This is a genomic window from Actinoplanes sp. NPDC049681 (assembly GCF_044465265.1).
In the GTDB taxonomy this organism is placed as follows: domain Bacteria; phylum Actinomycetota; class Actinomycetes; order Mycobacteriales; family Micromonosporaceae; genus Actinoplanes.
The window spans coordinates 295,687-315,474 of sequence record NZ_JBITLP010000004.1; the positions used below are offsets into that span (position 1 = coordinate 295,687).

Consider the following 19,788-nt stretch of genomic DNA (forward strand, 5'->3'; position numbering starts at 1 on the left):
TGCACAGTGGCGCGCATGAGAGCCGCCGTGTTCGACCGTTTCGGCCCGCCCGACGTCCTGCGCCTCGCCGAGCTGCCCGACCCGGAGCCGGGGCCCGGCCAGGTCAGGGTGCGCGTTCACGCCGCGGGCGTGCAGCCGTTCGACGTGGGCGTACGGCGCGGCCGCATGGCACCGGTCCCGGTCCGCTTCCCGCAGCAGGTCGGCCAGGAGTACTCGGGGGTGGTCGACAAGCTCGGTGCAGGCGTGACCGGGACCGGCCTCGTCGCGGGGGCCGCGGTGCTGGGGTCGACGATGATGAACGGCCAGGCGACGCACGTCGTGGTGGACGCGACGACCGTCGTACCGAAGCCGCCGGAGCTGGACTTCGCCACCGCCGCGGCGCTGGTCGCGGCGGCCCAGACGGCCTCCGGCGCGTTGCGGGAACTGGGCGTCGGCGAGGGTGACGTCCTGCTCGTGCATGCTGCCGCCGGCTCGGTGGGCACCATCGCCACCCAGCTCGCCCGGCTGGCAGGGGCCTCGGTGATCGGCACGGCGAGTCCTGGGAACCACGACTACCTTCGGCAGCTGGGCGCCGTCCCGGTCGCGTACGGCCCGGGGTTGGTGGCGGACGTGCGCGCGATCGGCCCGGTGACCGTAGCCCTGGACGCCGCCGGCCGGGAGGCGATCGCCCAGTCGGTGAAGCTGGGCGTTCCCCGGGACCGGATCGGCACCATCGTCGACGACAAGGCGGCGGCCGAGCACGGCGCCCGGGTCGTGCGGCCGGCGCGGTCGCCCGTACGGCTGGCGGAGGTCGTCGGGCTGGCGGCTCGCGGCCTGGTCACCATGCCGGTCCGGCCCTATCCGCTGGCCGAGGTGGTGCAGGCGCACGCCGCTGTCGAGTCGCGGCACGGGCGCGGCAAGGTGGTGCTGATCGTGGAACCGTAGGGGTCAGGCCACGGTGGTGCGGCGGATCAGACCCGCGTGATCCGCCGGCGGCTGCGGGCGGCCGAACAGCCGGCCCTGGGCAAGGTCGCAGCCCTGCTCGCTCAGCCAGTCGCGCTGGAGCTCGGTCTCCACGCCTTCGGCGACCACCCGCAGGTCCATGGCCCGGGCCATGACGAGCACGGCGCGCACGATGGATTCGTTGGCGCCGTGCCGAGGCCCGGGTGACGGCCGCCCAGGAGGGCGAGTGCCATCAGCGGGGTGCGCAGCCATACCGGCCCGGCGGTCAGCAGACCCAGCAGGATCCCGGCGGCACCCAGGTACGACCAGGCCACTGCGACGCTGTGCCGGGGTAGCGCGGAGAACACATCCTTGATCGGCAGCCGGTACGCCGGTCATTAACCATCCGTCTCGTCTACCCCGGAAAGGGTCACACGACCCCGCGGAGACGCGTACGTTTTCTCCCTATCTGAGCCGGTCCGAAGTCTTTCGCGGGGGGATACGCGTGAAGCGAGTGCACAGGCGAGTCGTCAGTACGGCTCTGGGCACAGCCGTCACTTTGAGCGGCGCCATGGTGGTGCTCGGCAGCGGGGGTCCGCTGCCGGCCGAGTTGACGGCCGCCGTGGCCGGGACGGAACCGACGTTGCAGACCATCGGCCTCGACCCGGCCGGAGGTTCCTCGCCGACCGGGCGGGCGTTCTCGGCCCCCGGCGCGCTGCGGGCCGAGTCCGCGGCGGCCGGGCGGGCCGTCGCACCGCGTGCGACCGGGCGGTTCGGCCTGATCGGCGCGACCTGGACCGACCCGGCGCGCCGGCTCACCGGGGCCGTGCAGGTGCGGACCCGCTCGCTCTCCGACGGCACGTGGACGCCCTGGCAGTCCCTGGAGGCGGACGAACCGAACCCGGCTGAGCCCGGCTCCCAGGACGCCGAAGGTGCGCGGGGCAGCACCGACCCGCTCTGGGTGGGTCCCTCGGACGCGGTCGAGGCGCGCGTCGCCGCGGACGCCGCGCGCACCACGCCGCTGCCGCCGGGTCTGCGCCTCGACCTGATCGATCCAGGAGAACCCGCCGCCGCGCCCGTGCCCAAGGCGTACGAGCGCGCCGCCATTCCGGCCCGGCCGGTGCCCAACGTGGTGACCCGGGCCCAGTGGGGCGCGAACGAGAAGATCGTGCGCGGCGCGCCCGAGTACACGACCGACGTGCAGGTCCTCTTCGTGCACCACACGGCCGAGAGCAACAGCTACAGCTGCTCCGATTCGGCGGCCATCATCCGCGGCATCCAGGCGTACCACATCAAGAGCAACCACTGGAACGACATCGGCTACAACTTCCTGGTCGACAAGTGCGGCACCCTCTTCGAGGGGCGGCGCGGCGGGATCACCCGGCCCGTGCTGGGGGCGCACACGCTGGGCTTCAACTCCCACAGCGCCGCGATCGCCGTGCTCGGCAACTACAGCTCGCGCGGGGTGTCCGCCAAGGTCCGTACGGTCATCGCCCAGGTGGCCGCCTACAAGCTGGGGGCGTACGGAAACACGCCCGCCGGCCGGACCACGCTGGTCTCCAGCGGGAGCGACCGGTACGCCGAGGGCAGCCGCGCGGTGCTCAACCGCATCTCCGGTCACCGCGACACCGGCAAGACGGAGTGCCCCGGCACCACCCTCTACGGCCAGCTCGGCTCCATCCGCGGCATCGCCTCGGCGGCGCCGGCCGACCTCGCGGTGTCGAAGATCAACGGCGCCACGCGGATCGGCGGCACGTACTTCACCCGCGGCACCATCCGCCCGTTCTGGCAGGTGGACACGGCGACGACGCTGATGAACCGCTACGACGTGTACGTCGACGACACCCTCACCGCCTCCGTGCCGGCCGCGCAGCGCCAGCAGCTGCTGCGGCTCACCCCGGGGCGGCACACCGTACGGGTACGGGCCGTCGCCCTCAACGGCCGCGTTGCCGTGACGGACACCGCCGTGTACGCCGACCAGACGCTGCCCGAGTTCACCAGCGGCCCGACCGTCACGCTGCGGCCCGGCTCGCTCAGCGGCATCGTGCCGGTACGGCTGCGCTGGGCGGTCCGGGACGCGGGCGGGCTGCGTACCGTACGGCTGACGACCCCGGCCACAGCGGACCTGAGCACCGCCGCCACGGCCTGGGCCGGGTCGGTGAAGCCGGGCGTGGAGACCACGTACGGCCTGCGCGCCACGGATCGGGCGGGCAACGCACGCTCGGTCGCGGCGGTCCGGACGGCGGTCATGGTCGCGGAGACCCGGGCGGAACGCGACGGCACGTGGCGATCCGTCGGCGGCTCCGGCTACCTGGGCGGTTCGGCGCTGCGGGCGACCGCCAAGGGCGCCTCGCTGAGCTGGTCCTTCACCGGCCGGTCCGCGGCGCTCGCGGTCAGCCGCACGTCGGTGTCCGGCCGGGTCCGGGTGTTCGTGGACGGTGAGCCCGCCGGCATCGTCGACCTGCGCTCGCCGGACGCCCTGTACCGCCGCGCGGTGTGGACCCGCTCGTGGAGCTCCAGCGACCGGCACACCGTGAAGATTGTCGTGGAGGGCACCGCGGGCCGCCCGGGCGTCATCTCCGACGGGCTCGTCTACCTGCGGTAACCGTCGGTCTGCCGGTCGAGGACGACCCGCAGGGCACGCATGGCGAAGTACAGGCCGGACTTGAGGTCGCTGACCGGCACGCCGCGCGCCTCGGCGGCGTCCTCGAGCGAGACGCCCTGGAAGAACAGCTCGAGCAGGATCTCGCGGTGCGACGCCGCGAGATCCTCCATCGCCCGCACGATCGTGGTCTGCGGGCGGGGGGACGGCGAGCGCTCCGCCGGCGCGACGACGGGGCGGTCGTCGTGCCCTGCAGGAGCGGAGCGCTCGCCGTCGCGCAGCACCGTACGGGCCGTGAGCACGAGCCACGGCCGTACCGCGGAGGCCCGCGGGGGGTAGCGGGCAGGATCCTGCGCTGCGCGGTAGAAGGTCTCCTTGAGCACGTCCGTGGCCGCCGCCTCGTCGCCCCCGGTCAGGCGCAGTACGTACGCCTCCAGCGCCCGGCGGTGCGGCGCCACCAGCTCGTCGAACGCGTCGGCCGCCCGCTCCCGTGCCACCCGCTCGGCGGAGCTGCCAGGCGTCGGAGCGAAGAGGTCGGCGTGCATCGGCGGCCTGCCGGGCCGGTCGGCCGCGTGGCGGCCCATGGGTGCCCCTTCCCTCGGTGATCGGTCGAGGGGTCCCATCGTGATCCACGAGTGTGCCGGCGACACCGGGAGAAGTACCCGCGTCCGGGCATTCGGGTATCACCCGGGTAGTTTCCCGGTGTCCGCCGGGCGTGTCGCGACGAACTCTTGCTGCCGGAAGGGAGCGAGATGCTGTGCAGTCACGTGCCGCCCTGCCCGCAGGCGGCGGACACCGACCATGAGGCCGCGCGGGTGGTGGCCACCCACCCTGAGCAGGGCTGGAGTCTGCTCTGCAACGGCGTGGTGACCTTCGACGACTCGGGCGAGCTGATGCCCGACGGGCGTGCCGTGGCCGCCCGGGCCGCCGCCGGCCTCGCGCTGGCGGCCCGCGCGGGCGCGTCGGTGGGTATCCGCCGGACCGCAATCGGAGGGCGTACGCACTAACGTGCTCGTATGAGCACCGCCACGAGCGCGCGCGGTTCCCTCGGCAACCTGCCCGCCGAAGTGACCAGCTTCGTGGGCCGGCGCCATGAGATGACCGGCGTGCGGCGGATGCTCTCCACCAACCGGCTCGTCACGCTGACCGGTGCCGGCGGCGTGGGAAAGACCCGGCTGGCCCGCCACGTCGGGCTCGAGATGCGCCGCGCGTTCCCGGACGGAGTCTGGTTCGCCGAACTCGCCGAGCTGCGGGACCGCGATCTGGTCGCGGTGACGGTCGCCGAGGCCTTGGGCGTACGCGAGGAGTCGGTCAGTCCGGACGCACCGGGGCTGGCCACCTTCCTGGCCGACCGCCAGGCCCTGCTCATCCTCGACAACTGCGAGCACCTCGTGGCGGCCTGCGCGGATCTCGCCGAGACCCTGCTGCGCGCCTGCCCCCGCCTGCGCATCCTGGTGACCAGCCGGCAGGCCCTGCGGATCGCCGGCGAGGCGACGCTGACCGTGCAGCCGCTGTCGGTGCCGGAGGCCGACCGGGAGTGCACCCCCGCCGACCTGGCCCGGTACGAGGCGGCGAGCCTGCTGGTGGAGCGGGCGACCGCGGTGCAGCCGGGCTTCGAGGTGACCGACGCCAACTGCGCCACCGTCACCGCTCTCTGTCAGGCGCTGGAGGGCATGCCACTCGCCATCGAGCTGGCCGTGGCCCGGCTGCGGGTGCTGTCGCTCGACCAGATCCTCGACCGGCTGACCGATCGCTACCGCCTGCTCACCAGCGGGGCCCGCAACGCGCCCGCGCGGCAGCAGACCCTGCGCGCGCTCATCGACTGGAGCTGGGACCTGTGCACCGGCCCGGAGCGCCGGCTCTGGTCGCGGCTGTCCGTCTTCTCCGGCGGCTTCGAGCTGGACGCGGCGGAGCAGGTCTGCGCCGCCCCGCCGCTGGAGGCGGAGTCGATCCTGGACCTGCTGGCGTCCCTCGTGGACAAGTCCGTGATCTTCCGGGTCGGCGACGGCCCGCGAGCCCGCTACAAGATGCTCGAGGTCGTCCGCGAGTACGGCGCCGCCCGGCTCGTGGAGGCCGGTGAGCAGCACGATGTGGCGCAGCGGCACTGCGACTGGTTCGCGGAGCTGGCGCACTACGGCGACCTGCACTGGGCCAGCCCCGACCAGGCGGCCATGATGCAACGCCTGCGCCACGAGCAGGCCAACCTCCGCGTCGCCCTGGAGTACGCGGTCAGCTCCGCCCCGCCGGAGGTGGCCCTGCGCTTCGCCGCCGACCTGCAGAACCACTGGTTCGTCCGCGGCTTCCTGTCGGAGGGGCGGCACTGGCTGGACCGTGCCCTCGCGATGCCCCCGCCCCGGCACTGGACCCGCGTACGCGCACTCCGCGTGGCGTCCTGGATCGCCTGCGTGCAGGGCGACCGGGCCCGGGCCTCGGCGCTGCTGGCCGACTGCAAGGATCTCGCGGCCACCCTGCCGCCCTCGCCCGAGCTGGCCTTCATCCCGGTGGTGGAGGGCAACATCGCGATGTTCGCCGGCGACCACGCGGCCGCCCTCCCGCTCTTCGAGCAGGCACTCGCCGGCTTCCGCGCCCTGGGCGCCCGCAGCGGCGAGCTCTGGTGCCTGGCGGTCCTCGGACTCGCCCGCGGCCTCGCTTCGGACACACCCTCCGACGGGTACGCCGACCTGACGGCCTGCCAGGAACTGGCGGCGGCCAACGGAGAGGTGTGGTGGCGCTCGTTCGCACTGTGGGCGCTGAGCGTGCTGCGCTGGCGCGCGGGCGACAACCGGGGCGCCGCCGACGCGGCCAAGGAGAGCCTGGAGATCGGGACGATCGTCGAGGGCGAGCAGTTCACGGTCGGCCTCTCGCTGGAGGCGCTGGGCTGGGTGGCGGGCAGCGAACGCCGCGACCAGCGCGCGGCGCAGCTGCTCGGCGCGTCCGACCGCATGTGGCGGGCGATGCACGCGTCGCTGGGGTCGTTCCGCAGCCTGCGCCACTTCCACGACGAGGCGGCCTCGCAGGTCCGGGCCCGCCTCGGCGACCGCGCATTCGACGCGGCGTTCGGCCGAGGCACCGCCCTGCCGACCGCCGAAGCGGTATCGCTGGCCCTGGAGAAGGTGCCCGCGCCGCGTACGGCCCCCACGGCGGCGACGGAACCGGCCCGGCTCGCCGACCTCGGCCTCACCCGCCGAGAGCAGGAGGTCGCGTCGCTGATCGCGGAGGGCCTGACCAACCGCGAGATCGCGGCGCGCCTGGTGGTGGCCCAGCGCACGGCGGAGGGACACGTCGAGAACATCCTGAGCAAGCTCGGGTTCACCTCCCGCGCCCAGGTGGCCGCCTGGCTCGCTTCCCGGCGTACCTGACAGAGGTTGTCAGGTTTTGCGGGCAGGATCTCCGGTGACACATCGGCATCGAGAAGAGGACCACCATGCCCGGCTTCGCCACACTGGCAATGCTCAACCTGGACGCCACCGACCCGGCGGCCCTGGCCGACTTCTACTCCCGGATCCTCGGCTGGGACGTGCTGCACAGCGACACCGACTACGCCATGATCGGCGACGGCTCGACCAGCATCGGCTTCGGTCGCGTGCCCGGATACTCGGCTCCGGGCTGGCCGCAGGAGAGCGCGCCGAAGCGCTACCACCTCGACTTCTACGTCGACGACCTGGACAAGGCGGAGGAGCAGGCCCTGGCCCTGGGCGCGACCAAGCCGTCCGACCAGCCCCAGCCGGACCGCTGGCGCGTCCTGCTCGACCCGGCCGGCCACCCGTTCGACCTCTGCCGGCGCTCCTGACCGGAGCGATCGCTCGCGGTCAGTTGGCCAGCCAGATCGCCGCGTTCAGCGCGGTCGCGAACGAGACCCACGCCCAGTACGGCAGCAGCAGTCCCGCCGCGAGCCGCGAGACAGGGCGGAACAGCAGCACCGTGACACCGATCGCGAGCCACAACACCACGATGTCCACGAGCGCCAGGCCGTAGCGGCCGAAGCCGAAGAAGATCGGGGTCCAGAGCGCGTTGAGGACGAGCTGGACCGCGTACGCCGTCAGGGCGGGCGTCCACCCCGACCGGCGCCACACCAGCCAGCCCGCGAGGGCGATCATCGCGTACAGGACGGTCCAGACCGGGCCGAACAGCCACGGCGGTGGTGCCCACGCGGGCTGGTTCAGGCTTCGGTACTCGGCCGAGGTGCCGGCGACGCCCAGGCCGCCGATCAGCGCGGCCGCCGCCACGGCGGCTCCGAACGGGGCGATGCTCCACCAGGACCTGGGCCGGCCCGCGACGTGGCTGCTCATTCCCCGCGACTACCCGGTGAGTCCCGCGATCATGCGCCCTCTGCCGGTGGGCTGACGGATCAGGTCACACTGCGCACGGCGAGCCCGTGCTCGGCTTCGCATCCGGGCGGTACGGCGACGGGCCGGCCTCGCACGGTGATCGTCTGTCCGTCGGTGAGTTCGCCGGCCGGTGCGCCGACAAGTGCCCAGCGCCGTCCCCGTGCCACGAGTACGACGCAGGAGCCGGCAGCGTCCACGGTGCCGGCCAGCACGATCGGCGGCCCCACCAGATCGCGTGGGTTGTCCGGATCCCCTCGGGACGCACGGGGGGACGAACTCCTCGACGGGTGGTGAGGCGGCACGGCGGTCTGGGTCGGCTCGGCCGTCGGGGACGGCTCGGCGGGGACGGACGGCTCGGGCGCCGGTGTGGCGGACGCCCCGTCGACCGGGCTTGATGCGGCGGAGCCGGCGGTGGAATCCGCCGGGCCGCCACACCCCGCCGCGAGCATCAGCATCAGCAGCAGCGTCGCCGCGGCGCAGGCATGTCTACGCATCTGATTGGGACGCATGGGCGGCTCCTTCGGATCCGTGTGCCTTCCACATCGACCGGTTCGGATGGTTGCGCCAACTGCCTGCATCGTGAAGATTCTCTTGAGCGTGCCCGCCATCGATGACGCGCTCGTCCCAAGGGGAGGTTCAGGCAGTGTCGCCTTTACACACGCTACCGACGAAACGATTACTGACGGCTGGAGCGGCGGTGATCGCCGCCATCGGGCTCATGCCGGCCGGAGGCGCGACCGCAGCCGCCCGCAAGCCGCGCCCTGTGCCGTACCAGCACCACGTGCAGATCGCCCAGCAGCGGGCTGCGCACCCCGATGCCGCCCTCCGGGCGCTGAACGCCGAAGGGGACGACGACGGGGGCGCGGAGGATCCCGAGGAGATCGCCGAGCAGGCGGAACAGTACGCCGAAGCGCGGTCCGCGCCGGGAATCGTCGCCCCGGGCGCCTACACCGCCGCGTGGCGGGCGTTGAAGACCATGCCGGTGACCCGTGGCAGCTGGCAGCACGTCACCGACCTGCCGTACGACTCGGACGACCCGCGCTACCGCGACATCAACAGCAACTCCTCCGGAGGCGCGGGGCGGGTCACGGGACGCGTCACCGGGCTGGCCGCCGACGACTCCGGCTACGTCTACGCCGGCGCGGCCAACGGCGGCGTCTGGCGCTCCCGCACCGGTGGTGGCCACTGGAAGCCGATCGCCGACCGGTTGCCGTCGCCGTCCACCGGCGACCTGCGCCTCGACGGCCGGGGCCGGCTCTGGTACGCCACCGGCGAGGCCAACACCGGCGCGACCTCGTTCGTCGGCAGTGGCGTCTACGTGCTGGCCAAGCCGCGAACGGGCAGCTTCTCCCCGCGCGACCGGGTGGGCGGCACCGAGCTGGAGAGCACCATCATCCGGTCGCTGCGGATCTTCGGCGACACGGTGTGGGTGGCCACCAACCGGGGCGCGTACAGCCACTCGGCCAGTGACCTCTCCGGACACTGGAAGCTCGAGTTCGCCCCGAACCCGGACTTCCTGCCCGGCGGTTCCCAGGCCGCGGACGCGAACGCGCCGTACAAGAACATCATCAACGACTTCGCCGCCGACCCGAAGGACCCGTCGCGGGTGATCATCGCGGCCGGCTGGCGCAGCGGTGACACGTACAACGGCTTCTACACGCGGGTGGCGGGCACCTGGCAGCGCACCACCCTGACCGGCGACATCGCCTCCGACGCCGCGAACGTCGGCGCGGTGACCTTCGCCGCGTCGGCGGACGGTTCCCGCTACTACGCGATCGAGCAGTCACCGACGCTGCTGGCGACCAACCCGGACAGCACCCTGCAGGGCATCTACGTCTCCAAGTCGGGCTCGCCGTTCGGGCCGTGGACGCTGTCGGCGGACTATCACAAGCTGGCCGCGTCCGGCTCGGCGCTGACCGACCCGGGATACATGCCCGGCGTGCAAGCCTGGTACAACCAGTTCCTGCAGGTCGACCCGACCGACCCCGACCACGTGTACATGGGGCTGGAAGAGGTCTTCGAGTCGGTCAACGGCGGCACCACCTGGCGGGTGCCGGGCCCGTACTGGAACTTCGGTTTCCCGTGCTGGGACATCGACCCGAGCAAGCAGACCGGTGACTGTTTCCAGACGACCCACCCCGACCAGCACGCGATCGCGATCGGCTCCAACCACGGCAAGAAGTACGTGGTGGTCGGCAACGACGGCGGCGCGTACCGGCGTCCGCTGCGCGGCGTCGTGGACACCGGCGGGCACGCCCGCGACTGGACCTCGCTCAACGACGGCTCCATGGACGTCCTGCAGTACTACTCCGTCGCCGCGGGACGCGACCGCAACGGCCTCGCGGTCTCCGGCGGTCTGCAGGACAACGGCCAATCGATCCTGCGACCGGGCGACCGGGTGATGGGCTCGAACTTCGGCGGCGACGGCGGCGACACCATCGTCGACCCGGCCAACGGCTGCAACATCGCCGAGGAGTACGTCTACCTCGACGTCTGGGTCACCAACAACTGCGCGGTCAACGACGGCGCGTGGACCACCGATCCCACCAAGGCGACCAGCTACAACGTCGCGCCGCCGGACAACGAGACCGGCGAGGCCCGCTTCATCGCCCCCCTCAACCAGGACCCGCGCAACGCCAAGGTCTGGGTCGCCGGCGGCCGCCATGTCTGGCTCAACACCAAGGGCTACGCGATCCGCTCCACCGCCGACTGGACCGACCTGTTCGACCTCGGCGAGGGACACACCGCAACCGCCGTGGTGACCTCCGGCGGCATGGTCTACGCGGGCTGGTGCGGGCCGTGCAACAACCAGGGCTTCACCCGCGGCATCGCGGTCGGGCACACCGACGGCACGGGCTGGCACCAGCTGACCCTCCCGATCGACGGCCCGATCCCCAACCGCTACGTCTCCGGCTTCGACATCGACCCGGCCGACCCGAACCACGTCGTCGTAGCCATCAACGGCTTCTCACGCCGCTGGACCGAAGGACCGGGCGCCGGCATCGGCCACATCTTCGAATCCCGCGACGCCGGAGAGCACTGGACCGACATCTCCACCAACCTGCCCGACATCCCGGCCGACACCGTCAAGTTCGTCCAGGGCGGAGGCCTCGTGGCGGGCACCGACAATGCGATCTTCCACCGGGGCGCTCACTCCCGCACCTGGTACGTGCTCGGCAAGAACATCCCGACGACCACCACACTCCAGATCAGGACCGACCCCACGGGCCGTTTCCTGTACGCCGCGACGCACGGTCGTGGCATCTGGTCGTACGACCTGAACCAGCTGCGTACGCACCACTGACAGCCGGATGAGCGACGGGGCCTGGTCCGCTCGGACCGGGCCCCGTTCGCATGCTCCGAACGCTCTCCGTCCGGGCGATCACCGATGCTAATCTCGGTCGATGGCTGTCGTTCGTTGTCGGCGTGGCGGGCTGTTCGAGACCAAGTGGATTCCGTTCGTTTCTTTCAAAGCGGTCCGCTTGGGGAGCCGCCGACTTCAACGCTGTCCGGTTCATGGCCGGTGGGAAACCGTCGAGCCGGTGGATCCGGCCACGCTCTCGGAGAGTGAACGGCAACAAGCCGCTCGCTTCCCGGCGGGCCGTATCCCGTGATTCAGGCGCGCTTTCCCTGCCGCAGAAGGTGGCTGAGCGGCCGGCGAACGTCAGAGGCAAGATGAGTCAGCCGTACCCTCCGCAAAGATCGACGGGAATGCGGCGGGTGACCTGCATGGTCTTCGGGTCGAAGGCGACGGAGATGGAGCCGGCTTCGGTGGCGATGCGCATGGAACCGGCTTCAACCGACTGGATCGCGTGGTAGCTCGCGGAAGCCTCCGAGAAGAGGCATCCGGCGTACGCCTCGGTGCCGCGCAGGCCGTCCCGGCGATAGATGACGATGTCCCAGCCGGGCTCGCCGAGCACCGCCTGCCAGGAGAACACCTCGACCTGGTACCGGCCGTCCGCCGACGACAGGACATTGACCGGTTCACTGTGTCGGCCGGGCGGCCCGGCGCCGAAGAGGGAGGCTGCGAGACCGGCGCAACCGGTGAGGAGAACGGCGAGCCCGGTACCCCCGACCGCCCATGCGATGGCGGATCGGCCGCGGAGGTCGGACGGGATCAGCATCGTGACGGACACGGCGAGCAGGACCCAGAGCGTGGGCCAGAAGATCGATGCCGGGAGCGGGTGGTCGTGCAGGACCACGAGGTCCGCCGCATTCCAGTACACCGACACCAGCAGGGCTGCCGACAGCAACGCGACGCTCGCGCGTACCGGGGCCCATTTGCGCGGCGGCGACGGTGCCATGTTCTGCTCGATCTCGCGCATGGGCTCTCGACCCGGATCACTCGACAGCATCGAGACCAGGTATCCGCATGGGGGTTGATCCGGGCAACTCCAGGGGCGGCGGCACCCGCAGAGCTTAAAAGTGTCGAGCTCCCGGCACGTCAGCCATTCCGCCCGACGCCATCACCGCTGGTGGTGTACCACCGTCCGGTCGGCCGGACTCGCCGTGTTCCCGCAGGCCCTGAGACCGCCTTCGGCGGCGCCTGGGCGATCTGGGCGCCGGCGTCCTGTCTGCGGCAGAAGAGTGCGTCGAGTCGGATGCACCGGGGGTCTATCGGAGGTTCCACTCGGCGCTGGGCGTGCGGCCGCCGATGGGAAGCGCGATGTGCAGCCGGATCAGTGTGGCCTCCTTGGGTACCGGGAATCCCGCGGTCAGGTCGATCTCCCAGCCCGGTTCGAGCTGTGGCGGGTCAGCGGACATATCCACCATGTCTGACCGCATGTAGTCACCCGGATGGCTTTTACCGGCCGAGTCGAGGACCCAGGCGTCCGAGGTGAGACGCGCGAGGATGGGCACCGTTCCGGTGTTGTGGACATGCACTTTGAAGAAGACCAGCCGCCGGCTCGGGTCGTCGAGTGAGGGTTGCTCGAGGTCCAGCTTGGCGCCGACCTCGACACGGGTGCCCCTGTCGTCCGTCAAGGCCACGCGCTCATCCCGGTCGACTGGTCCCGGTACGGTCACCTGCACGTACATGCCGTGCGGGCCCGGGCTCCGGGTTGTCACCATGTGCGGTGCCACCAGTCGGCCGCTGGTCGACGGTTTGGTGGCGACGGCGACAGTGATCGCCAGTACGACGACGCCGGCCGCGGCAACGGCTATCCGGACGAGCGGGCGTCCCGGTGTGAGTCTGTCTACGGCCGATGGCACGGGCGGCAGCGAGATAGCCAGTTGAGGGGCCGCCTCTGGTGGTGTGGGTCGTTTGCCTTGGTGTCTACGGGCAGCGAGCGCCCAACCGACGACTCCTCCGGCCACGGCGTAAAGAGCGATCCAGGCGATACGGCGAGGAGTACCCACAGGAGGCGCTATCGGTAAGCGGACCGCGTATCTGAGCAGTTTCCGCGGCCACAGGTGCGCCAGTCGCGGCTCAATCCACCGGTAAGATCTTGTCGACCGATTTATTGATGTGCTCGGGTAGCGCGTACCAGCGGCCTGCGACGACCTCACATAAGAGCCCCTGCCTTGCTTGTTGCGCACAAGCTGCAACGATCTCCTCGTTGCTGAACCCGTCCGGGGCGGCCTCGTCGAGGAACCAGCGGATTCGCCAGGAGTCGAATGCTTCTACTCCACGACGGAATCTCGGATCGGCTACCACGTCAACATCGACCGCGCGACCGTCAGGTGCCTCCATTCGGCATCCTGCACCGTGAACGCTGTATTTGATACCGCTACTCGTGACACCTTCTCGGGAAAGCTCCCGTCGCGATCGGACTGCAGCGTGCAGATCAACTACGCTAGCGATCGGAGCCAGGTCGTCAAGCAGGCGAGTACGGACCTCCAGCAGCGAAGCCACGAAGCGCTGGACTGCGACGACCGGCGATGAATCCTTGGGCACGAGTCTCAGTATGGGGGCAGGCGGTTCTCTTCGATCATTGGCGGAACCCGCGCAGGTAGCGCGGCTGCGAGCAGGTCACCGCATCTTTCCGCGTCGGTCACCGAACGGAGCCGCCACCGGCCGATGCCGTCGTCGAAGCCGGGGAACGGTTCGAGGCGACCCCACCATTGGCTCAGGGGCGTTTTCGGCAACCGGAACGCGCGCGCTCGGCGGCAAATGAGTGCGTGGCCGACCCCTCCATCAAGGGCGCCCTGCGGTCGTGTCATTCCGCGTGACTACCCTGCGACCATGGCTTTGACTCCGGATGAGTTTTACCAGCACGCGGTCGCTGCCACGGACAGCGAGCACCGTCTTCCCCTTTCGCGTATGACGGGCTGGGAGATCAGCCCCTTCGTGCAGGACGGTCTGCGTGTCACCCCGCTCCGGCCACCGGTGGTACCTGAGCCGCCGCGGCACGGCGAGGACCCGGCGGAGTGCACCATCTGCGGCGACCGGGACAAGGGAATCTGGTTCAACGAGCGCTGGCGGCTGGACCGGATCTCCGGCGTCGGGCTGCCGCTGATCATGATGCTCTACCCCCGTGATCACTACGACCTGGCCGACCTGCCCGACGTGATGGCCGCGGAACTCGGCCTGTTGAGCACCCGCATCGTGCGACACATACAGGCGGTGCCGCACGTCGCACGGGCCCACATGTATCGCTTCGGCGACGGCGCCGTCCATCTGCACCTATGGTTCTTCGCCCGGCCCGAAGGCCAGGCCCAACTGTACGGATCATGGCTGCCGGTCTGGGACGACCTGCTGCCCGAGTACCCGACAGACCTGGCCGACGCAGACGCCGCCAGGGTCGCCGATGCCCTGGTCGCCTCCTCTGGTGGTTCCCGTATGCCCACCGTCTGAGCTCGTAACGAATACTTGGATCAACACCAGCCGCCCAGGGACGTGGACCGCCGCCGGCGTCGGTGATCCTCCCCTTGCACCAGCGGTCCGCGACGGATGCGGAATGCGGCAGATCCGGATGCCTGACCAGCGGTGATGCTGAGCCGAACGGCCTGATGGCGGCTCGATCGAGGCGGAGGCACTCAGATGAGCTCGGCGATTGCTGCTCGCGCCATGAGGCGGCCGTGTTCGGCCATGCGGGGAAAGGTGTGCCGTTAATTGTCGATGCCGGTCGGCGATGGAGCGAGGGCCCAGCCGCAGGCGCGACGCCAGGTGGCGTCGTCGTAACCGACTGCCTCCCGGTAGGTATCGCGGACTGCACCTGTGAAGGTCCACAGCGCTGCAGCAACGTCCGGAGCCGGATCGCCGAGCCCGAGTGCGCCGAAGTCGATGACGGCGGCGAGCCGGCTCCCGTTAATGATCAGGTTGCCTGGCTGCAGATCACCGTGGATCCACAGGGGAGCTCTGTCCCAGTCCGGAGCGGCGCAGGCAGGCGTCCCGGGCCGCCTCCGCGGCGGCCACTTCTCAGCCATCGTCATGGTGGGCAAGTTTCGTCGTCCATTGTCAGCGCCTCCAGATCACCGACGAATCGCCTGCCGATTTCAGCGCTCGAACTCAGCTGACAGTTCGTTGCCCAGGCGCTGACGGCTGGCGCTCGACTAGCGGCTCCTTTGGTGCTCTTTATCGAGCTTATGCCCAATCCACATATTGATCCCGGCGTAGCCGCATCCGCATATCACTATCATCGCTACCGCGATTCCAGCAATCCATGCAAGAATCTTGCGCCCGCTAACCTCCGACGGCTGCCAGGGCGGTACTAGTTGATCGTCTTCGGGCGAAGGCACGTTTTCATGATATCGGTATCGAGTGGGATCGTGACGCCTTTGCGCGATCACTTCTCTCCGCAGTTAAGGCCGTCGGGCGGAGCGGTGGGCGGTTCGCCGGGTGTGGCGACGCTCGGCGGGTCGGCGCGCACGGACGGGCGGCATGACAGCGCGACCCCAGGTCCAGGCGGCGCTGAGTTCGGCCAAGGGCCGGGCAAATGTTCCGAAGTGCTGCATCCTGCCTGGAGGATCCAACGGCCGTACCGTCACGATGAGGGGAGAACGCAATGGGCCCTGACGAGAACACCTATGTGCGGGATCAGAATGCCCGCGTAGACCCGATGCTCGCACTTGGGACGATCACCGTCGCCGGCCTGCGGTCCATCCTCGCCGACCTGCCAGACGAAGCCATCGTCGTCGTCGCGAGCGACGGAGCAGGTGGAGACGACTGTTCACCACTGGCCGACGTGGAGGAGGTCTGGTACTTCCCGACAGCCGGCGAGTCCGCTCCGCTCGGGCGCGACTCCGATGGCAACGTCCACGAGCCCGGGTCCCGTGACCTGTATGCCGTGCTGCTACGTCCTGCTGACCGCCGGTGAGGGGGTCCGCTCAGCGCCCATTGTCAGCGGTAGATGAGCGCGGGCAGCGAAAGTGGGCGGTGGCGGGTAGGTTGGGCGCCAGTCCACGCCGCGGAGGTCAGCAAATGCTCGGTTCGGCAGCACCCATCGCCTTCCTGCCATCTCTTGATCTCGACCGATCACGCCATTTCTTTGCCGACCGGCTCGGACTTACCGTTGAGGAGATCACCCCGTTTGCCTGCGTTCTCCGGGTCGGCACCACAATGCTTCGGGTGACCAAGGTCGATCAACTCCGCGTGCAGCCCTTCACGGTCTTCGGTTGGGAGGTTCCCGACATCCATTCGGCCGTGGCAGGCTTGTCCGAAAACGACGTGGAGTGCCTCCGGTACGACGGTATCGATCAAGACGACGCCGGCGTCTGGACGACGCCGGGAGGCGATCGCATCGCGTGGTTCTCCGATCCGGACGGGAACACGCTGTCGCTGACCCAATTCGCCGTGCATTAGCGAAGGGCGAATCCCGGGAAGGATGAACGTACTCATCTCGGTCGAGGGCTCGACGGTGCGACCCGCGAGCAGAAAATCGGGTGCCAAGTGGTGGCGGTCGCCGTCCGGCCCGGGAGCGGGGAGGCGACGATGCGGCCACTACAGCGGATTGTGCTGACCGGATGGTTGAGGTGGAGCCGTCGCATGAAAGAGGACGCTGGTGCATGACACGGCTCCGGGACGCGAACAGCGACCTTGATTCACTTGGCCCGCACCACCCACATTTCCCACTACCGGCCCACCTGGAGGATCACGTATCAACGGTCGCCACGATCGATCGGTTCGATCGGGACACGTCACGCGAGCGACGGTCCAAAGGAGATGACCATGAATCGGCAATCGATACCCGTGCTGAGAACCGGGCCGGCCCGCGACGCCCGCACCGTCCCGCCCGGATGGCAGGCGGACTGTGCCCCGCGATCCGAACGGAAACGGTGTGGCAAGAGCACCGCCGGCTTGCGAGCCCTGACGGCGTCGTCTGTCCTCGCCCTGCTCGTCGCGGGGCTCACCGTACCGGCGGCCCCGGCTCAGGCAACATTCCGTGGCGAGAACGGCCGCATCGCCTTCCGCCGCTTCCTCAACGAGGAGCGCACCTGGGGCGCGGTCGTCACCATTCGCCCGGACGGCTCCGGTGAGCGGCAGATAACCCACCCTTCGTACGGCTACGTCGACCGCAACCCCGACGTCTCGCCCGACGGCCGCCGGATCGCGTTCCAGCGCGAGGGCGTCGACTGCGGTCCCGATTGCAGCTACAGCGAGGTGTTCGTCGTCAATGCCGACGGAACCGGCCTCACCCAACTCACCCGCAACGCCCCTGACCAGAATTGCGGCAGCGGCTACGGCGGCTTCTGCAACGGCTCACCCGCCTGGTCACCCGACGGCCGCCACATCGCCTTCAGCCGCGCATCCGGCCCCGTCGTGGACGACCTGATCGAGAACGTCGGGATCTACATCATGAACGCGGACGGCTCGCGCATGCACCAGCTGACCCAGCGCACGCGACCGTCAAACGGCGAGGACACCGACCCCCAATGGTCGCCGAATGGCCGGACCATCGTCTTCGAGCGCGACAACGTGCGCGACGCAACGCCGGCCGACGGTATTGCCCTCTGGACCGTCGACCTTGTCTCCCGGCGTGAGCACCGGCTGACCCCGTGGTCGCTACGAGCCGGTGACACTCCCGATTGGTCTCCCGACGGCCGCCGGATCCTCTTCCACTCCAACGAGAGCGGCCCGCCCGACATCTCGGCCAACCTGTATACGATCCGCCCCGACGGCACCGGCCTGCGCCAGCTCACCTTCGCCCAAGGCGGCACCGTCAACTACCTCGGCTCCTCCTACTCACCCGACGGGCGGAAGATAACCGTCGGACGACGCCCGGAAACCGGAGGCACCAACGCCGACGTCCTCGTGATGAACGCGAACGGGACCCGGATCCGGAACATCACTCACACCAGCCTGTACGACAGCTACCCCGACTGGGGCCCCGTACCTCAGCACTGAGAAACCAACGTCGGCGAGTTCCCGCAGTCTCGACCTGGACCGTCGGACTCTGCCCGGCAGAAGCGCGAGAGGACGGCCGTCGTGGGCTACGGTGCGCCGGGTTCCCGCCGTGCGGTGTCGTCGTTCAATGCGGCGCTGACGGCGGCTTCGACGTGCAGCCGGGAAGTCGGGAAGACGGGAACCGGGCTGTCGGCCGGTGAGATCAGCAGCTCGATCTCCGTGCAGCCGAGGATGACGCCCTGCGCGCCGGACCGGATGAGGCGGTCGATGACCTCGCGGTAGGTCTGCCGGGATGCCTCGCGTACGTCGCCGAGGCAGAGCTCCTCGTAGATGATGCGATGCACCTCGGCGCGGTCGTCCGGTTCCGGGACGATCACGCGCAGGCCGTGGCGGGCGAGTCGCTCGCGGTAGAAGTCCTGCTCCATGGTGAACGACGTGCCGAGCAGACCCACCGTGTGCAGGCCCGCGGCGGTGACCGCGTCGGCGGTCGTGTCGGCGAGGTGCAGCAGCGGAATGGTGACGGCGGCCTGGACCTGGTCGGCGACCTTGTGCATGGTGTTGGTGCAGAGCAGCAGCAGGTCGGCGCCGGCGGCCTGCAGCGCGGCGGCGCCCCGGCCGAGGAGGTGGCCTGCCTGTTCCCACTGTCCGGTGCTCTGGAGGTGCTCGACGTCGGCGAAGTCGACGGAATACAGCACGCACCGGGCCGAGTGCAGGCCGCCGAGGCGCTCGCGGACCAGCTCGTTGGCCAGCCGGTAGTACTGGGCGCTGGATTCCCAGCTCATGCCGCCAATCATCCCGATCATGAGCATGCCCCCTTTCTACCACCGCGCCCGGAGCGCGATCACCGGTCGGAGGGCGGCGAGGCCGCGGCACTGCGTCGCGGCGCCGGGCCGACGGTGTCGCGGGGCCGGGTGGAATCGGCGTCCGGTCCGGTGGGCGACGCCGCCCACCCGGACCGATGCATCCGGCGGACGGCCGGTCACGATCTGGGGCAGGCGGGGGCCGGGTGGCCGGGGCATCGCTACGGTGGTCGGGTGTCTGAGATCCCGTGGTGGGGCCTGCCCCTCATCGCCGCCGTGTTCGCCCTGGTCGGGGCGGGTGTGACGGTTCTGGTGTCGGCTCGCGACAACTATCTGCGCCGGCGTGCGAAGCGGACCCGGCGGTGGTACGCCGAGCGCCGGGACGCCTACGTGGCGTTGCTGACGCAGTTTGAGCGTGCGACGTACCGGGCTCGTGCCGCCCTGGATGCGGGCCGGCCGCTACCCGGGCCGTTCGCATATCTGGACGACGTGGGTCCGGCGCTGATGCAGGTGCGCCTGCTGGCCTCGGGCCAGGTGCGCAGCGCGGCGCTGGCCGTCCATCTGCTGCTGGAGAAGCTGTACGGGGAGCGCCCGACCCCGCCGCCGGGGGTGGATCCGGCCAAGTCCGCACGGGAGATGCTCGGGCATGTGCCGCTGGTGATGCAGCAGCTGGAGGCGGCGATCCGGGAGGAACTGGGCATCGAGGCGACGCCGCCGCCCTCGCCGGCCGAGCAGGCGCCGCGGTCTCTGCGGTCGTACATGAAGCGGGGCACGACGTCCCAGGAGTCGAGCGTCACTGGCTGATCCCGGCCGCAGCGCGGGATGATCGGGTCAGGCACGGGAACTCGTGGG

General features: G+C 70.3%; 20 protein-coding genes. 11 read left to right on the plus strand and 9 right to left on the minus strand.

Annotated features, from left to right (window positions below; all coding sequences use genetic code 11):
• Nucleotides 1-15 precede the first annotated feature (15 nt).
• The gene (locus tag ACIBO8_RS15715; protein ID WP_396115906.1) at nucleotides 16-924 is read left to right on the plus strand and encodes an NADP-dependent oxidoreductase; all 909 of its coding nucleotides are present in this window, start codon (nucleotides 16-18) and stop codon (nucleotides 922-924) included.
• Nucleotides 925-927: 3 nt separating this feature from the next.
• On the opposite strand, the gene ACIBO8_RS15720 is transcribed toward ACIBO8_RS15715, so the two are convergent.
• A complete protein-coding gene (locus tag ACIBO8_RS15720; RefSeq protein WP_396115907.1) occupies nucleotides 928-1,320 on the minus strand; it encodes an EAL domain-containing protein in 393 nt (130 codons plus the stop codon).
• Between the two features lie 160 nt (nucleotides 1,321-1,480).
• On the opposite strand from ACIBO8_RS15720, the gene ACIBO8_RS15725 reads away from it, so the two are divergent.
• Complete coding sequence (locus tag ACIBO8_RS15725) at nucleotides 1,481-3,526, plus strand: N-acetylmuramoyl-L-alanine amidase (RefSeq protein WP_396115908.1); 2,046 nt, start codon at nucleotides 1,481-1,483, stop codon at nucleotides 3,524-3,526.
• Here ACIBO8_RS15725 and ACIBO8_RS15730 read toward each other — a convergent pair.
• Entirely contained in the window at nucleotides 3,514-4,107 is a 594-nt protein-coding gene (locus ACIBO8_RS15730) for a sigma factor (RefSeq protein WP_396115909.1), read from the minus strand. The two genes, ACIBO8_RS15725 and ACIBO8_RS15730, sit on opposite strands and share 13 nt — an antisense overlap.
• A 168-nt stretch (nucleotides 4,108-4,275) precedes the next feature.
• Here ACIBO8_RS15730 and ACIBO8_RS15735 point away from each other — a divergent pair, with 168 nt between their 5' ends.
• The 3 genes from ACIBO8_RS15735 to ACIBO8_RS15745 all read left to right on the plus strand — a co-directional run bounded on the left by ACIBO8_RS15735 (nucleotide 4,276) and on the right by ACIBO8_RS15745 (nucleotide 7,313).
• Nucleotides 4,276-4,530, plus strand: a complete 255-nt coding sequence (locus ACIBO8_RS15735; protein ID WP_396115910.1) for a DUF5999 family protein — start codon at nucleotides 4,276-4,278, stop codon at nucleotides 4,528-4,530.
• Nucleotides 4,531-4,539: 9 nt separating this feature from the next.
• Nucleotides 4,540-6,882, plus strand: a complete 2,343-nt coding sequence (locus ACIBO8_RS15740; RefSeq protein ID WP_396115911.1) for an ATP-binding protein — start codon at nucleotides 4,540-4,542, stop codon at nucleotides 6,880-6,882.
• 65 nt (nucleotides 6,883-6,947) lie between these two features.
• On the plus strand, nucleotides 6,948-7,313 hold the full coding sequence (locus ACIBO8_RS15745; protein ID WP_396115912.1) for a VOC family protein: 366 nt from the start codon (nucleotides 6,948-6,950) through the stop codon (nucleotides 7,311-7,313).
• A gap of 19 nt (nucleotides 7,314-7,332) precedes the next feature.
• Here the strand turns inward: ACIBO8_RS15745 and ACIBO8_RS15750 are convergent, their stop codons facing one another.
• Both ACIBO8_RS15750 and ACIBO8_RS15755 read right to left on the minus strand, forming a co-directional pair.
• Nucleotides 7,333-7,812: a TspO/MBR family protein gene (locus ACIBO8_RS15750; RefSeq protein WP_396115913.1), complete on the minus strand. Its 480-nt coding sequence runs from the start codon at nucleotides 7,810-7,812 to the stop codon at nucleotides 7,333-7,335.
• 59 nt (nucleotides 7,813-7,871) lie between these two features.
• Nucleotides 7,872-8,360: a hypothetical protein gene (locus ACIBO8_RS15755; RefSeq protein WP_396115914.1), complete on the minus strand. Its 489-nt coding sequence runs from the start codon at nucleotides 8,358-8,360 to the stop codon at nucleotides 7,872-7,874.
• Between the two features lie 188 nt (nucleotides 8,361-8,548).
• Between ACIBO8_RS15755 and ACIBO8_RS15760 the strand changes: the two genes are divergently transcribed.
• On the plus strand, nucleotides 8,549-11,155 hold the full coding sequence (locus tag ACIBO8_RS15760; RefSeq protein ID WP_396115915.1) for a glycosyl hydrolase: 2,607 nt from the start codon (nucleotides 8,549-8,551) through the stop codon (nucleotides 11,153-11,155).
• A 376-nt stretch (nucleotides 11,156-11,531) separates the two neighbouring features.
• Here ACIBO8_RS15760 and ACIBO8_RS15765 read toward each other — a convergent pair whose 3' ends face one another.
• The 3 genes from ACIBO8_RS15765 to ACIBO8_RS15775 all read right to left on the minus strand — a co-directional run bounded on the left by ACIBO8_RS15765 (nucleotide 11,532) and on the right by ACIBO8_RS15775 (nucleotide 13,747).
• The gene (locus ACIBO8_RS15765; protein ID WP_396115916.1) at nucleotides 11,532-12,176 is read right to left on the minus strand and encodes a hypothetical protein; all 645 of its coding nucleotides are present in this window, start codon (nucleotides 12,174-12,176) and stop codon (nucleotides 11,532-11,534) included.
• Between the two features lie 289 nt (nucleotides 12,177-12,465).
• On the minus strand, nucleotides 12,466-12,840 hold the full coding sequence (locus ACIBO8_RS15770) for a hypothetical protein (RefSeq protein WP_396115917.1): 375 nt from the start codon (nucleotides 12,838-12,840) through the stop codon (nucleotides 12,466-12,468).
• A gap of 439 nt (nucleotides 12,841-13,279) precedes the next feature.
• Nucleotides 13,280-13,747, minus strand: a complete 468-nt coding sequence (locus ACIBO8_RS15775; protein WP_396115918.1) for a DUF6896 domain-containing protein — start codon at nucleotides 13,745-13,747, stop codon at nucleotides 13,280-13,282.
• Nucleotides 13,748-14,035: 288 nt separating this feature from the next.
• On the opposite strand from ACIBO8_RS15775, the gene ACIBO8_RS15780 reads away from it, so the two are divergent.
• On the plus strand, nucleotides 14,036-14,647 hold the full coding sequence (locus ACIBO8_RS15780; protein ID WP_396115919.1) for a hypothetical protein: 612 nt from the start codon (nucleotides 14,036-14,038) through the stop codon (nucleotides 14,645-14,647).
• A 254-nt stretch (nucleotides 14,648-14,901) separates the two neighbouring features.
• Here ACIBO8_RS15780 and ACIBO8_RS15785 read toward each other — a convergent pair whose 3' ends face one another.
• Nucleotides 14,902-15,225, minus strand: coding sequence for a phosphotransferase (locus tag ACIBO8_RS15785; protein ID WP_396115920.1), 324 nt, complete (start codon nucleotides 15,223-15,225; stop codon nucleotides 14,902-14,904).
• Between the two features lie 572 nt (nucleotides 15,226-15,797).
• Between ACIBO8_RS15785 and ACIBO8_RS15790 the strand changes: the two genes are divergently transcribed.
• The 3 genes from ACIBO8_RS15790 to ACIBO8_RS15800 all read left to right on the plus strand — a co-directional run bounded on the left by ACIBO8_RS15790 (nucleotide 15,798) and on the right by ACIBO8_RS15800 (nucleotide 18,136).
• Nucleotides 15,798-16,109, plus strand: coding sequence for a hypothetical protein (locus ACIBO8_RS15790; protein WP_396115921.1), 312 nt, complete (start codon nucleotides 15,798-15,800; stop codon nucleotides 16,107-16,109).
• Nucleotides 16,110-16,213: 104 nt separating this feature from the next.
• Complete coding sequence (locus tag ACIBO8_RS15795) at nucleotides 16,214-16,594, plus strand: VOC family protein (protein ID WP_396115922.1); 381 nt, start codon at nucleotides 16,214-16,216, stop codon at nucleotides 16,592-16,594.
• Between the two features lie 495 nt (nucleotides 16,595-17,089).
• On the plus strand, nucleotides 17,090-18,136 hold the full coding sequence (locus ACIBO8_RS15800) for a TolB family protein (RefSeq protein WP_396115923.1): 1,047 nt from the start codon (nucleotides 17,090-17,092) through the stop codon (nucleotides 18,134-18,136).
• Nucleotides 18,137-18,222: 86 nt separating this feature from the next.
• Here ACIBO8_RS15800 and ACIBO8_RS15805 read toward each other — a convergent pair whose 3' ends face one another.
• Nucleotides 18,223-18,945 (minus strand): aspartate/glutamate racemase family protein, encoded by a 723-nt coding sequence (locus ACIBO8_RS15805; RefSeq protein ID WP_396115924.1) that lies wholly within the window; start codon nucleotides 18,943-18,945, stop codon nucleotides 18,223-18,225.
• A gap of 225 nt (nucleotides 18,946-19,170) precedes the next feature.
• On the opposite strand from ACIBO8_RS15805, the gene ACIBO8_RS15810 reads away from it, so the two are divergent.
• On the plus strand, nucleotides 19,171-19,740 hold the full coding sequence (locus tag ACIBO8_RS15810; RefSeq protein WP_396115925.1) for a hypothetical protein: 570 nt from the start codon (nucleotides 19,171-19,173) through the stop codon (nucleotides 19,738-19,740).
• The last annotated feature ends 48 nt before the right edge of the window (nucleotides 19,741-19,788 follow it).

Bases quoted from the DNA above. Each gene is read 5' to 3' on its own strand.
- ACIBO8_RS15715 (WP_396115906.1), top strand. From the start codon at position 16: ATGAGAGCCGCCGTGTTCGACCGTTTCGGCCCGCCCGACGTCCTGCGC.
- ACIBO8_RS15720 (WP_396115907.1), bottom strand. From the start codon at position 1,320: ATGACCGGCGTACCGGCTGCCGATCAAGGATGTGTTCTCCGCGCTACC.
- ACIBO8_RS15730 (WP_396115909.1), bottom strand. From the start codon at position 4,107: ATGGGCCGCCACGCGGCCGACCGGCCCGGCAGGCCGCCGATGCACGCC.
- ACIBO8_RS15735 (WP_396115910.1), top strand. From the start codon at position 4,276: ATGCTGTGCAGTCACGTGCCGCCCTGCCCGCAGGCGGCGGACACCGAC.
- ACIBO8_RS15740 (WP_396115911.1), top strand. From the start codon at position 4,540: ATGAGCACCGCCACGAGCGCGCGCGGTTCCCTCGGCAACCTGCCCGCC.
- ACIBO8_RS15745 (WP_396115912.1), top strand. From the start codon at position 6,948: ATGCCCGGCTTCGCCACACTGGCAATGCTCAACCTGGACGCCACCGAC.
- ACIBO8_RS15750 (WP_396115913.1), bottom strand. From the start codon at position 7,812: ATGAGCAGCCACGTCGCGGGCCGGCCCAGGTCCTGGTGGAGCATCGCC.
- ACIBO8_RS15755 (WP_396115914.1), bottom strand. From the start codon at position 8,360: ATGCGTCCCAATCAGATGCGTAGACATGCCTGCGCCGCGGCGACGCTG.
- ACIBO8_RS15765 (WP_396115916.1), bottom strand. From the start codon at position 12,176: ATGCGCGAGATCGAGCAGAACATGGCACCGTCGCCGCCGCGCAAATGG.
- ACIBO8_RS15780 (WP_396115919.1), top strand. From the start codon at position 14,036: ATGGCTTTGACTCCGGATGAGTTTTACCAGCACGCGGTCGCTGCCACG.
- ACIBO8_RS15785 (WP_396115920.1), bottom strand. From the start codon at position 15,225: ATGACGATGGCTGAGAAGTGGCCGCCGCGGAGGCGGCCCGGGACGCCT.
- ACIBO8_RS15790 (WP_396115921.1), top strand. From the start codon at position 15,798: ATGGGCCCTGACGAGAACACCTATGTGCGGGATCAGAATGCCCGCGTA.
- ACIBO8_RS15795 (WP_396115922.1), top strand. From the start codon at position 16,214: ATGCTCGGTTCGGCAGCACCCATCGCCTTCCTGCCATCTCTTGATCTC.
- ACIBO8_RS15805 (WP_396115924.1), bottom strand. From the start codon at position 18,945: ATGCTCATGATCGGGATGATTGGCGGCATGAGCTGGGAATCCAGCGCC.